The organism is Vibrio sp. 3-2(1) (genome assembly GCF_963887575.1).
GTDB lineage: Bacteria > Pseudomonadota > Gammaproteobacteria > Enterobacterales > Vibrionaceae > Vibrio > Vibrio anguillarum.
Genome location: NZ_CAWPGB010000011.1, coordinates 144,826 through 156,433 on the forward strand (window position 1 = coordinate 144,826; position 11,608 = coordinate 156,433).

At 42.0% G+C, this 11,608-nt stretch carries 11 protein-coding genes; 5 read left to right on the forward strand and 6 right to left on the reverse strand.

The genetic code is table 11. The features are described from left to right. Positions 1 to 1,095, reverse strand: coding sequence for a NapC/NirT family cytochrome c (locus tag AACQ79_RS03330; RefSeq protein ID WP_094126923.1), 1,095 nt, complete (start codon positions 1,093 to 1,095; stop codon positions 1 to 3). Positions 1,096 to 1,661: 566 nt separating this feature from the next. Between AACQ79_RS03330 and cspE the strand changes: the two genes are divergently transcribed. Next, entirely contained in the window at positions 1,662 to 1,874 is a 213-nt protein-coding gene (gene cspE, locus AACQ79_RS03335) for a transcription antiterminator/RNA stability regulator CspE (protein WP_010317961.1), read from the forward strand. Between the two features lie 279 nt (positions 1,875 to 2,153). Then, positions 2,154 to 2,363 (forward strand): hypothetical protein, encoded by a 210-nt coding sequence (locus tag AACQ79_RS03340; protein WP_013856790.1) that lies wholly within the window; start codon positions 2,154 to 2,156, stop codon positions 2,361 to 2,363. Between the two features lie 50 nt (positions 2,364 to 2,413). Here AACQ79_RS03340 and AACQ79_RS03345 read toward each other — a convergent pair whose 3' ends face one another. Genes AACQ79_RS03345 through AACQ79_RS03355 form a run of 3 tightly spaced genes read right to left on the reverse strand, consistent with a single transcriptional unit; the run spans position 2,414 to position 5,638 of the window. Next, on the reverse strand, positions 2,414 to 2,887 hold the full coding sequence (locus AACQ79_RS03345) for a response regulator (protein WP_010317964.1): 474 nt from the start codon (positions 2,885 to 2,887) through the stop codon (positions 2,414 to 2,416). Further along, positions 2,874 to 4,211 (reverse strand): ATP-binding protein, encoded by a 1,338-nt coding sequence (locus tag AACQ79_RS03350; RefSeq protein ID WP_017044755.1) that lies wholly within the window; start codon positions 4,209 to 4,211, stop codon positions 2,874 to 2,876. Before AACQ79_RS03350 ends, AACQ79_RS03345 begins: the two co-directional genes overlap by 14 nt. Before the next feature lie 8 nt (positions 4,212 to 4,219). Then, positions 4,220 to 5,638 (reverse strand): SLC13 family permease, encoded by a 1,419-nt coding sequence (locus AACQ79_RS03355; RefSeq protein WP_026028719.1) that lies wholly within the window; start codon positions 5,636 to 5,638, stop codon positions 4,220 to 4,222. 404 nt (positions 5,639 to 6,042) lie between these two features. Between AACQ79_RS03355 and AACQ79_RS03360 the strand changes: the two genes are divergently transcribed. The 3 genes from AACQ79_RS03360 (at position 6,043) to AACQ79_RS03370 (ending at position 9,950) form a co-directional block, all read left to right on the forward strand. Next, on the forward strand, positions 6,043 to 7,674 hold the full coding sequence (locus AACQ79_RS03360; protein ID WP_026028720.1) for a methyl-accepting chemotaxis protein: 1,632 nt from the start codon (positions 6,043 to 6,045) through the stop codon (positions 7,672 to 7,674). A gap of 54 nt (positions 7,675 to 7,728) precedes the next feature. Continuing rightward, a complete protein-coding gene (alr, locus tag AACQ79_RS03365) occupies positions 7,729 to 8,952 on the forward strand; it encodes an alanine racemase (RefSeq protein ID WP_170898410.1) in 1,224 nt (407 codons plus the stop codon). A 143-nt stretch (positions 8,953 to 9,095) separates the two neighbouring features. Further along, on the forward strand, positions 9,096 to 9,950 hold the full coding sequence (locus AACQ79_RS03370) for an EamA family transporter (RefSeq protein WP_096036417.1): 855 nt from the start codon (positions 9,096 to 9,098) through the stop codon (positions 9,948 to 9,950). A 10-nt stretch (positions 9,951 to 9,960) separates the two neighbouring features. Here the strand turns inward: AACQ79_RS03370 and AACQ79_RS03375 are convergent, their stop codons facing one another. Together AACQ79_RS03375 and AACQ79_RS03380 are read right to left on the reverse strand one after the other, a co-directional pair. Further along, positions 9,961 to 10,947, reverse strand: a complete 987-nt coding sequence (locus tag AACQ79_RS03375) for a GGDEF domain-containing protein (protein WP_094131948.1) — start codon at positions 10,945 to 10,947, stop codon at positions 9,961 to 9,963. A gap of 141 nt (positions 10,948 to 11,088) precedes the next feature. After that, positions 11,089 to 11,562 carry a DUF2947 domain-containing protein gene (locus tag AACQ79_RS03380; protein WP_170898412.1) on the reverse strand — a complete coding sequence of 158 codons (474 nt, stop codon included), beginning with the start codon at positions 11,560 to 11,562 and terminating at the stop codon, positions 11,089 to 11,091. Positions 11,563 to 11,608 lie beyond the last annotated feature (46 nt).

The window sequence follows — 11,608 nt, forward strand, 5'->3', positions numbered from 1 at the left end:
TTATTGGGCAACAACATCTTTCGCATTATATTGGAAATATTTCGTGAGGATTTCTAGATCCTCTGCGGAAATAGAGGTACGGTCCCCCATACTTTTTGCCACAGAAGGCCACGCGTTAACCGTAAAATGGTTACTCGGAATTTTGGCATGACATGTTGAACAGTAAACATTGTCCAATTGCTCAGCGTATGCCCAAAGCGAATCCATTTTACCCAACACTGGCGTGTCGATGTCCCCGGCAAGTGTTACTTGACGCCACTGATTTCCGTAGGCATCTTCGTTATACTCTTTTACGCTCAATGCTTTTTGCCCTGCTTCAGTTAACATAGCAATCACAGCACGCTTACCTTCACCCATATACAAGACTTGTTCTGCACCTTGCATCTGATAACCACTCAATTCAACGGTGCGTTTGCCATCGCTTTCATTCAATACTTTCAGCGGCGTCGCTGGATTGATCGTTCCGAAATCAGAAATGGACGTAGATTGCATCGCATAAACAATAGAAGTGCCCACAGGGGTTAACTTAGCCTCTTCGACTAAATGGGCTAATGCTTGGCTGTCCATTTTGACTTCAGGAAGCATGTGCGCCACACCTTTATGGCAATCAATACAGGTTTGATTATTGTCGATACCGTACTGATGCATTTTTTGTGCTTGCACCGTTTGGTCGTAAATCTCCATCGCATCTTCACTGTGACATGAACGACAGGTCGCAGAATCGTTCGCTTTTAATTGCGCCCAGACAGTTTCAGCCATCTCGGCTCGATGCGCTTCATACTTTTCAGGTGTGCTGATCTTCTTGGTAATAAACTCATGATAGATATCTTTGGACGCCCTGATTTTAGTGACTAAATAATCCATAGTATCAGTGGGTATATGGCAATCAGCACATTCTGCACGGATGCCTTTGGCATTGCTGAAGTGTACCGAGCCTTGATACTCCTGAAAGGGTGCTTGCATAGTATGACAAGAGAGACAAAATTCCGTACTCGACGTTTTTTCTAAGATGACATGAGTCCCTCCAAGGCTTAACCAACCGAGCAGCACCCCAATAGCAAGAACTCCCACTATCATTCTTTTTTTAATATTCATTATTCCTCACAAATCTCAACGGATGTGGTTTTGACAGAACACGTTGCATTTATGTGATGCGCATCGTATTCCATAAGGAAATCATACCCCCAAAGAGGGATGTCAACTTGACAGTAGTCAATTTAGACAAGGAACAGGCGTGACCTATGTCACCTTTCCTATAAATTGATAAAATAGAAAATAAATAGCCACACAGATGATAGAAATTAAAAATACATAAAACACAACCGATTGATATTAAAAATAAAAGACAAAAACCCCAAAGATAGGCAGAGCCTTATCACTGATAATGTTGACTAAAAATGGTTTGAAAAGTAACAAAAATCACGAATAACCTGCTCAGATTCCTAATGCTCAATTATTTTAAAATAAATGCTTTACTTTGATTGAGGACCATGCGATTATGTGTTCGCTCTGTTGAACAGGGTTATTAATGTAACAAGTAAGCCAAAGTTCCCTTTCAGATTCAATTCAAAGTGTCCTCTAGTTTCATGGTCTCATTTAAATAATTCGTCTCAAAGCAACACCTGTATTTTAAAATTTTTTATTTTTATAAGGGACATAACATGTCTAACACTACTACTGGCACTGTAAAATGGTTCAACGAAACTAAAGGTTTTGGTTTCATTTCTCAAAGCAACGGCGGTCCAGATGTATTCGTACACTTCCGCGCTATCGCTTCTGAAGGTTTCAAAACTTTAGCAGAAGGCCAAAAAGTATCTTTTGTTGTAGAACAAGGTGCTAAAGGTCCTCAAGCTGCTAACGTACGTGCTGAATAATTTCGCATGAATGTGTGAGCGTTGGCACCACGCCAGCGCTCTTATTTTTACCTAGATTATAAATTATAGTTATCAACGTTATCGCTCAAACTTCTGCTCCGTTCCCTCTGCTTATCCCGTTCGAACATTCAGCCATTTTTGCATAAACCGTTTTGACAATCCTATTTCTATCTATGTAATATTTTCATTTTTACAAAGGAGATCTACTATGTCTCGTACAACTGGTAGAAAGCGTTTTTGGTTTGCTAAATCTAAAGCAACACAAAAATTACGCTCACTATGAATATTCATTTTAATATTAAACATTGCTCTTGGAATGCGACTATTCATCAACTTAATAGTGACATATTGACACGTCATATATTAAGTCAGATAAATTGCAATTTAGACACTCTTCATCTCAATTTTATTTATGATGAAGAATCTTCTCAAGGACAAATATTGAATGCTGATGACAAGCTTATTGGCCATTTTAATATCATCGATTAATACCCAAACACTTTAATAGCCGCCGTTAAAGTTATTTGGGCATTATTCACTTATCTCAGTTTTGCTAGCACTATTTTCTGATCCAATTCGTTGTGATAGTCTTTATAATCTAAACCTACTTCAAAGATGAATTCTGTCACTAAAGTGCGAACACAATCTACCAGCTCTTTCGCATTCCATGGTTTCTCAAAATACCTATTTACACCTGCAGTGTTAATCGCATTGATCGTATCTGTGTGTGTTGCTTGCCCTGTTAACAGAATTTTTTTTGTTTTCTTAAATCTGGAATCTGCTGCGACCTCGGTTAATAATTCGACTCCTGTCTTTCCTGGCATCACATGATCTGACATCAGCAGCGCAATATGCTCACCTTGTTCGTCAAACTCATCCATTAGATCCAATACTTCATAAGCCGATTCACAATCTTCAATATTCAACCAAGAAGTGAGTGGTTGAAGATCTTGCAGTATCGCACTTAATACTTCCCTTTGATCATCGACACAAATGATATTAAGCTTCTCCATAATCGCTCTCCGTGGGTAATTTAATTCTAAATATTGTTCTTTCATTGTCACTTTTGAGTACGACATTTCCACCATACCCAGAAACAATGCGTTTCACTATTGATAACCCTAGTCCCAAACCAAACGACAACCCTCCTTTTTTGGTGGTGAAGCTTGGTTGGAATATTTTCCGTCTAGTGGCTTCGTTAATTTCAGGACCGTTATTAGCAATGGTTACCAATATACGTTGTTTACTTAATTTGGTTTGTATCTCTATCATTGGCTCTGCTATGTTAGCCATCGCATCACAGGCATTTTTGATGATGTTTACCCAAATTTGTACCAGCTCTGTCTGAGATCCTTTAAATAAGGGTAATGCAGCAGGCCTAATACGGACACTGACACGTCGTAAATCACTCTGTAATAGTGCCAATGCTCGATTGATCGTATCGTTAATATCGAACTCTTCATCTTGAGTAATTTCAGTTCGGCCCAGTTGTTTTACTGATTTAACAATGCCAACAGTATGTTTAGAGGCCAAACGTAAATCATGCAAGTCACGGCCCATTTGCCAATAACGGATAGCTAAATGTGGATTTTTCAGCCAGTGCGAAGATAAGTAGTCTTCTGGAACCGCTTTTGCTAAATCTCTTGCCACATTTTTAGGCAGGGCGTATTGCTTTTCGAAAAGAGCACCTCGCCTTCTAGCTTCGTTTGACGATACTTTCTGACCATACATCAAGCCAAAATCGAAAAAGAGGCTCGCTTCAGGATGAACCTCTTCGAGCAGCTCCATAAACAGTACTTCTAATCGCTCAGATTTGCTACTCACTACCCCGATGGCATTGTTCAATTCATGGGCAATGCCCGCCGCTAACTGGCCCAAGGTCGTCATTTGCTCAGCCGAATATAACCTTTCTAATGCTTTTTCTTTTGCCACTGATTCTTGAGTTGCGCGTCGTTGACGGCGGGATAATTCATTCACAATAACGGGGGTAAACTGGGCGGTTAAAGGTCCATATTGATCTTCTTCTAAGACGGCCGTAGTTCGGTCGATCCAGGCAAGCTCTACCGTAGATTCAGCCACCACTGTTGAAGAAGCTATCCATTCACCAGAAAAAAAACTGTGTACGCCAATAAAAGCACCTGCACCGGCTGAAAAAACTTTTATCGGTTTATCGCCTTTTTCGTTGTAATAGCCACTCAATTCTCCCGACCATACGAAATAGAGTCGATCATTATAACCTTCTTGCTCAATGACAATACTTCCCGAAGGCAGTTTCACCATCCGTTCAGGATGGCGAAAATAACGATCAATGAGTGCAACAAGTCTTTTATCCGACATAATGCTACCTAACCGATATGACCAACCGCATGAAGTAACCAAACCATAACAAAACTGAGCAGCACCCCAATCACACCGAGGACAACCCCTACTTTAGCCATTTGGTTACTTTGAACGTGCCCGGTAGCATGCGCCAACGCATTAGGTGGTGTACTGATAGGTAATGACATACCAAGTGATGCAGCAAAGGTAACCACGAGAATCAACGTAATTTCTCCACCTAGTGGAGTAAGCGAAGTCATTGAAGCACCAAGCGCGGCCATAATGGGCATTAATAAGTTCGCGGTGGCGGTATGTGACATAAAATTGGCCATGATGAGACACAAAAATGCCGCACCAAATAAAACAACGTAAGGTGAATACTGCGCAAAAGGAATGCTGTTCACCACTAGTTGCGCTAACCCCGTTTTGTCTAATGCAAGTCCTAGCGCAATACCACCAGACACTAACCACAGCACATCCCAAGAAATTTTCTTTAGATCTTCTTTGTTGATGATGCCAGTAAGAGAAAAGACAGCCACGGGTATCAGTGCAACAGTATAAGAGTTCATACCATGGGTTGAGCCCATCAACCAAAGAAGAATGGTCAGAGCAAAGGTGACATACACAATAATGGCTTTTGGTGTTTTTAAAAATTTACCTTTAATGGTCAATTCAATTTTTTGTTGCTCTGCTTTAAACATGGCGCTAATCAATACCCATGCGAGTGCCATCATTATGATCACAAACGGCACCCCAAAGGCCATCCATTCACCAAAGGTAATTAAATTTTCACCGACCAGATATTTCAATGCGATCGCATTGGGAGGAGTACCTATTGGCGTACCTATACCGCCAATATTAGCGGCGACCGGAATACACAAAGCAAAAGCAATTCGCCCTGGATCTTTTGGGCCAAACACTGCGATGACTGGCGTTAAGATGGAAAGCATCATCGCTGTTGTTGCGGTATTGGACATAAACATCGAGAAGATGCCAGTAATTAACATCAAGCCTAACATGACATACTTGGGGTTCTGGCCAAATGGTTTGAGCAGCACTCGTGCAAGGTTGACATCCAAGCGATACTTAGTGGCGGCCATGGCTAAGAAAAAGCCCCCCAAAAACAACATAATAATTGGGCTGGCAAACGTCGCCATGATATCAGTATGTTTTAGCAAGCCACCAAAATGAGCTTCTCCCTCAGCAAGCCTCATAAACCAGATACCTTTATCCGATACCATTAGGAGCTCTAGCACGATCACGACTACCGATGTGGCATAGATTGGGATCGGTTCAAATACCCAACAAAGAGCGGCGAGCAAAAAGATGGCAATCACTCGCTGCTGTATTACAGTCATCCCTTCAAAAGGGAAAGCGGTCATAGGCAACAATAAAATAAGTAATGGAACTAAAATAGGGATGATAAATTTTAAGTAAGGACGCACCATATAAACTCTTCCTGAGTACTCATAGAAACGATAATTAGAGGTGTACTTGAATCTCGAACAACGTTGCCATTATGTTACAGTTACTCAGCAAAAAGTTTGGTGTTAGATCAATGAACAACGATTACCACTAAGGCAAATACTCAGAATGAGGGGTCGCTTGCAAATCCTCTCACCACTCTTAGGTGTTAAACCAATAATCAACCACCCTCACATCATTAAAATTAATCAATCGTTTTATCTTTGCACAATCAAACATCTGCTACTTTAATAGTATAGGTATCGTCAATTTATAGATAACATGATAATATCCGCGACCAATTAGGATGTAGATCACATTGTCGGTAAATGGATGTTGTTCGCTCAAGCGACTTTTGACAAAAACAATCAAAGGTAACTCATTCATGTTTTTAAAAAATCTATCCATCAGACAGAAAATTGCAGGCTCATTTAGCCTCATCGCTTTAATCAACATCCTCTTCGCTTGGTTTTTATATAGCGAACTCCAAGAAGTCAAAAGTCAGTTGGTGAATTTTGCCGACGATACACTGCCTGCACTACAACACGTAGATTCTATGGGAGATAAACTCTCCTATTGGCGTCGTACGCAGTTTGCTTCCTTGCTCACCGATGATATAAACGAAGTGAAACAACGCCTAGTGACTAGCCGTCAATTACAACAAGAGGTTGATGCAGGTTTAAAACAGTATGGAAAAAGTGTTTGGCCAGGAGAAGAGGAGCAAACATTCAAGAGTTTGATGGCTAATTGGGATAGTTACACAACGATCATGACTCAGTTTAATCAGGCTTTAGCGAACAATGACAAAAATAGTGCGCATAAACTGCTAAACCAATCTCTCGATAATTTTCGTCATATTGAAGCCGACATAAAAACGCTGATTGGCATCTTGCAAAAAGCAATGGATGGCAACAAAAGCTATATTCTTAAAGCAGTTGACACACTGAACACTTCATCAAGTATCAGTAATGTTTCCATTATCGTCGTCATGGTCATTATCACCCTCTTCTTGACTCGCATAATTTGTGGACCTTTACGATTAGTTGTTGACCAAGCAAACGCGATTGCAGAAGGTAACTTAGCAAAACAGATCGATCGTAATGCTATTGGCAATGACGAATTAGGTGAACTTGCCGATGCCTCACAAAAGATGCAGAACAATTTACGTCAACTGATCGAAGAGATCATCTCCGCTGTAACACAACTAAGCAGTGCTGTGGAAGAGATGAGTCAAATCTCCAATATCTCAGCTCAAGGTATGAAAGAGCAGCAATATCAGATCACACAAGTCGCAACAGCGATGACGCAAATGAAAGCCGCAGTGGCCGATGTAGCACGCAACACGGAAGACTCAGCATCACAAGCAAGTAGCGCCAACACTAAAGCCAAAGAGGGTGCGACAGACAATGCCGCGATGGTGAGCTCCATTCAACAAGTGGCTACAATTATTGGTCAGGCTGGCGAAACCGTTGCAAATTTAGAACAACAATCCACACAAATTAACGTGGTACTTGACGTTATTCGTAACATCGCTGAGCAAACAAACCTATTGGCACTGAACGCTGCGATTGAAGCAGCCCGCGCTGGTGAATCTGGCCGAGGCTTTGCTGTTGTTGCCGATGAAGTGCGCACCCTTGCGGGAAGAACTCAAGCTTCAACTGGCGAAATCACAACCATTATTGAAAAATTACAAACCATGGCAGGCGAAGCAAAAGAAGCAACCGAACGTTCGCGCGTCAGCATTGACTCTTGCGTCGTTCAAGGAACCCACTCGCAGCAATTGATGGTTTCAATTGAAAACTCAGTAGCTCAAATTGCGGATATGGGAACACAAATCGCCAGCGCTTGTAGTGAACAAGATTCCGTTGCCGATGAACTAAGCCGCAACATTGAAAATATCCATACGGCTTCACAAGAAGTCGCGCAGGGTTCAGAACAAACGGCGCAAGCTTGCCACGAACTCAGTCAATTATCGGTCACATTGCAAGACGCAATGGGGCGTTTCAAACTTAACTAAAATAGAGTCAGCCCCTAACGGGGCTTTCTTGTTTTTACTTACCTAGGAGATAGAATGAATTTCAAAGCCTCTTTTCTTACACTGTCAATTGCCATGGCTTTACCCTCTTTTTCAGCGACTTCTGCACCTTTAAGCCTTAACGTCAGTGAGCCTTCTATACAAGAAATTCAGCAATCCAATACTTGGCTTGAGATCGATCTTGGCCAATTCAAACAAAATATTGAGCAGTTTAAGAGCCACATCAACAGCCAAACTAAAATTTGCGCCGTGATGAAGGCTGATGCTTACGGCAACGGTATTCGCGGTTTAATGCCAACTATTCTCGCGCAAGGGATCCCTTGTATCGCAATTACCAGTAATGCAGAGGCTAGAGCCGTACGTGAGAGCGGGTTTAAAGGCCAGTTGATGCGTGTTCGCTCTGCGAGCATTGATGAAATCGCACAAAGTGTCGAGTTAGATATCGAAGAGCTCATCGGTAGTAAAATGCAAGCTGAGCAACTCGCTCAGCTAAGCCAGCAAAAAGGTAAAACGATAAGAGTACATTTGGCATTAAATGATGGCGGTATGGGACGCAATGGTATCGATATGTCAACCGATGCAGGAAAACAAGAATCGATTGCGATTGCTACTCAAAGTGGCATACAAATTGTTGGGATAATGACGCATTTCCCCAATTACAACCCAGACGAAATCCGCAGCAAGTTGGCCAGTTTTAATACCAATTCAGCTTGGTTGATTCAGCAAGCAAACCTAAAACGCGATGAACTGATTTTGCATGTTGCCAACTCCTACACTGCTCTCAATGTACCGGAAGCACAACTTGATATGGTACGTCCTGGCGGCGTCCTATATGGCGACTTACCAACTAACCCGGAATATCCGTCAATCGTCTCATTCAAAACACGTATTGCGTCATTGCATCATCTTCCTAAAGGAAGCACTGTTGGCTATGACAGTACATACCGCGTAACCAAAGAGAGTGTTTTGGCAAATCTGCCTGTTGGCTATTCAGATGGTTACCCAAGAAAAATGGGCAATCGCGGTGAAGTATTGATTAACGGTCAACGAGCAAAGGTGGTTGGAGTAACCTCAATGAACACCACATTGGTTGACGTAACCGATGTGAAAGGCGTCCTTCCTAATCAGGAAGTCACCTTGTTTGGCGCGCAAAAGCAAGGCCGAATCACTGTCAGTGAGCTGGAAGAAAATGCAGAGCTCATATTCCCTGAACTGTATACGATTTGGGGAACGGCAAACCCTCGTTTCTACATCCACTAAGCCAAGCCCACTTAATTTATCTTTTGGTCCGTGAGTGTTTTGCACTCACGGTATCCCCTTTTAATTCACCGCTCGTTGTTCCTATTAACCCCTTTATTTTTCAGGCATAATCGGCCCGTTCCTTTTATTTCATATGGATGCGCATGCAACCGATTAAATCCCCTATATTCTTGGCTGTGTTAACTCTACTCTTGGCCATGACCACCATTCAATCTGGCGCGTCACTAGCCAAGCAGTTATTTCCTATTGTTGGCCCAGGTGGAACAATTGCACTGCGCGTTGGTCTCTCTGCATTAATACTGTTAATGATTTTTCGCCCATGGCAGTTACGACTTTCTCTTTCACAATGGCGCTCAATGATCATTTACGGAGCAAGCCTAGGTGGCATGCAACTGATGTTCTATTTTGCTATTGAACGAATTCCTCTTGGTATTGGGGTTGCGTTGGAGTTTTCTGGGCCATTACTCATTGCATTTCTCTCATCTAAACGCAAAAAAGATCTGATTTGGGTTGCGCTTGCTATTCTGGGTATTGTTTTTTTATTGCCCGATCTAACGGGTGTCGATGCACTTGATCCGATTGGCGTTGCACTGGCTTTAGCGGCCGGCGGATGCTGGGCAGCCTACATATGGTTTGGTCAAAGGGCGGGGAGTGTCGGTTCTGGAGGCGCAACCGTTGCGATAGGGATGACAATTGCGGCCCTGTTTGCGTTTCCAATCGGCGTTGTATTATCAGAGGCGTCTATTTTTACGTGGTCAATACTGCCTATGGCGTTATCTGTCGCGATTCTTTCAAGCGCCGTACCTTATTGCCTAGAAATGTCGGCTTTAAAGCGTTTGTCTACACAACACTTTAGTGTGTTAATGAGCTTAGAGCCCGCCATCGCCGCATTAGCTGGATTAATTATTCTTCAAGAACAATTAAGCTTAACGCAATGGATCGCCATTACGATGATCATCACTGCCTCAATGGGTAGCACGCTATCGGCGAAGAAATAAGGTGAACCGTTCAAAATAGTTCGGCACTACTGTCCCCCTCTTCGTTTTCAATGAATACACCGCTACGCAACAAGTCTTCATAACATTGTACTTGATTGCGGCCGTGGTTTTTGGCGAAGTAGAGTGCTTTGTCTGCTCTATCTAGAATCGTTGAGAGATATTCTCTTGGCGAGATAGAGCAGATACCAATGCTAAGCGTGATATGTTGAACCTGAGGAAAACGAAACTGCTCGATGTGCTGTCTAAACCTCTCGGTTCTGTTTAGCACGACCTCATACTCACTGGCAGGGAAAATAATGACGAACTCTTCTCCTCCAAACCGAAACAGTTGTTCTTGATTAAGAAAAAAATTCTGCATTTGCTGAGCCACCAAGAGCAAAACTTCATCGCCAATCAGATGGCCAAAATTATCATTGATCCGTTTAAAATGGTCGAGATCAATGATGGCAACCCAAGGCATCACTGAACCTACTGTCGTCGTTTCAGGAAGCACATCAAAGCTAAGGCGCAACCTATCCTCTAACGTCCTTCGATTCAACAACCCTGTCAGTTTGTCACGCTCATTTTCATGCAATAATAAAACGTAATTTTGGTAAATTTTAACAAAGCCTTCAATGAGCATTCGATATTGTTTGGGCGGAACTTTTAGAATCAGAGACAACCTAGCAGAAAAACTATCGTTGATCGCAATAGGGTAAATGCAATGGTATCCGTTTGTACCTAAATCTTCTATTTTGGGCTCGATATCAGAATGGTTATGTTCATAACTTGGAACCGTCTCGCCCTCATATTCCCAGTTAATTTCAAATTTTCCAGGTATACGGCTACAGATAGTAGCTTTTGCAATGACATAGGAATGAGGTCCAATATAATGTTCTAAGCAGGCCGATTTCAGAGGCAACATCTCGACTAGAGCGCTGATGACACAATAACCCAATGACACCGCATTTTTCTGCCCCGTAATTTCAACAACAGATTGGAGAATTTTATCGTCCATGCGCCCTCCCGAACATCTCTTATGATCAGTATAGGAAAGAATGGATAGCGTGATGTTATAAAGTTTGTATCAATTAAATAACTCTCGAGTACTGTAGAACGAATAAAAAGCAGCCTAAGCTGCTTTTTATTCGTTTATTCGTTACTTTCTATTACCCAATTTGACTTTGCCATTTGAACCAAACCATAACGCTTGAGCACGGCGACGCCCCAATAAGATTGGTCCATCATCGTAAAATAAGAAATTTTTCCAGTATTTTTTAAATACCGACCATTGGGTTTCGATAATATCGTACTTTTCATAACAAAAATAAACGGTCACGTCATTTTGCCAATCAATATGGGCCAAAATATCAACGGGTAATGATTCATCGTCACTTTCCCATTCTTTCATCCAACTGATTTCATTGATCCAACTGCCTGCTTTACGAGGCCAATCTTGAGAACTTAACCTCTCTGAATCTGGGCTTTGAGCACTGATATTTTCCAGCCAAAACTGAGCCGCTCTGGCTTGAGACATGGGTTTAATATGCACCAGATCTTGCTCAGGAACTGGCATTGATTGGTGAGTGAAAATCCATTTTCTTTGGTATTGATCCAAAGGCAAATACGACATTGAATTTCCTTAATGTTTTAGCTGACTTGTGAATATAGCCGCTTTA

What these genes read in the sequence shown, in the direction of transcription:
- cspE (WP_010317961.1), top strand. Translation starts at nt 1,662, where the DNA reads ATGTCTAACACTACTACTGGCACTGTAAAATGGTTCAACGAAACTAAA.
- AACQ79_RS03350 (WP_017044755.1), bottom strand. Translation starts at nt 4,211, where the DNA reads ATGTCGGATAAAAGACTTGTTGCACTCATTGATCGTTATTTTCGCCAT.
- AACQ79_RS03345 (WP_010317964.1), bottom strand. Translation starts at nt 2,887, where the DNA reads ATGGAGAAGCTTAATATCATTTGTGTCGATGATCAAAGGGAAGTATTA.
- AACQ79_RS03360 (WP_026028720.1), top strand. Translation starts at nt 6,043, where the DNA reads ATGTTTTTAAAAAATCTATCCATCAGACAGAAAATTGCAGGCTCATTT.
- AACQ79_RS03330 (WP_094126923.1), bottom strand. Translation starts at nt 1,095, where the DNA reads ATGAATATTAAAAAAAGAATGATAGTGGGAGTTCTTGCTATTGGGGTG.
- AACQ79_RS03375 (WP_094131948.1), bottom strand. Translation starts at nt 10,947, where the DNA reads ATGGACGATAAAATTCTCCAATCTGTTGTTGAAATTACGGGGCAGAAA.
- AACQ79_RS03370 (WP_096036417.1), top strand. Translation starts at nt 9,096, where the DNA reads ATGCAACCGATTAAATCCCCTATATTCTTGGCTGTGTTAACTCTACTC.
- alr (WP_170898410.1), top strand. Translation starts at nt 7,729, where the DNA reads ATGAATTTCAAAGCCTCTTTTCTTACACTGTCAATTGCCATGGCTTTA.
- AACQ79_RS03340 (WP_013856790.1), top strand. Translation starts at nt 2,154, where the DNA reads ATGAATATTCATTTTAATATTAAACATTGCTCTTGGAATGCGACTATT.
- AACQ79_RS03380 (WP_170898412.1), bottom strand. Translation starts at nt 11,562, where the DNA reads ATGTCGTATTTGCCTTTGGATCAATACCAAAGAAAATGGATTTTCACT.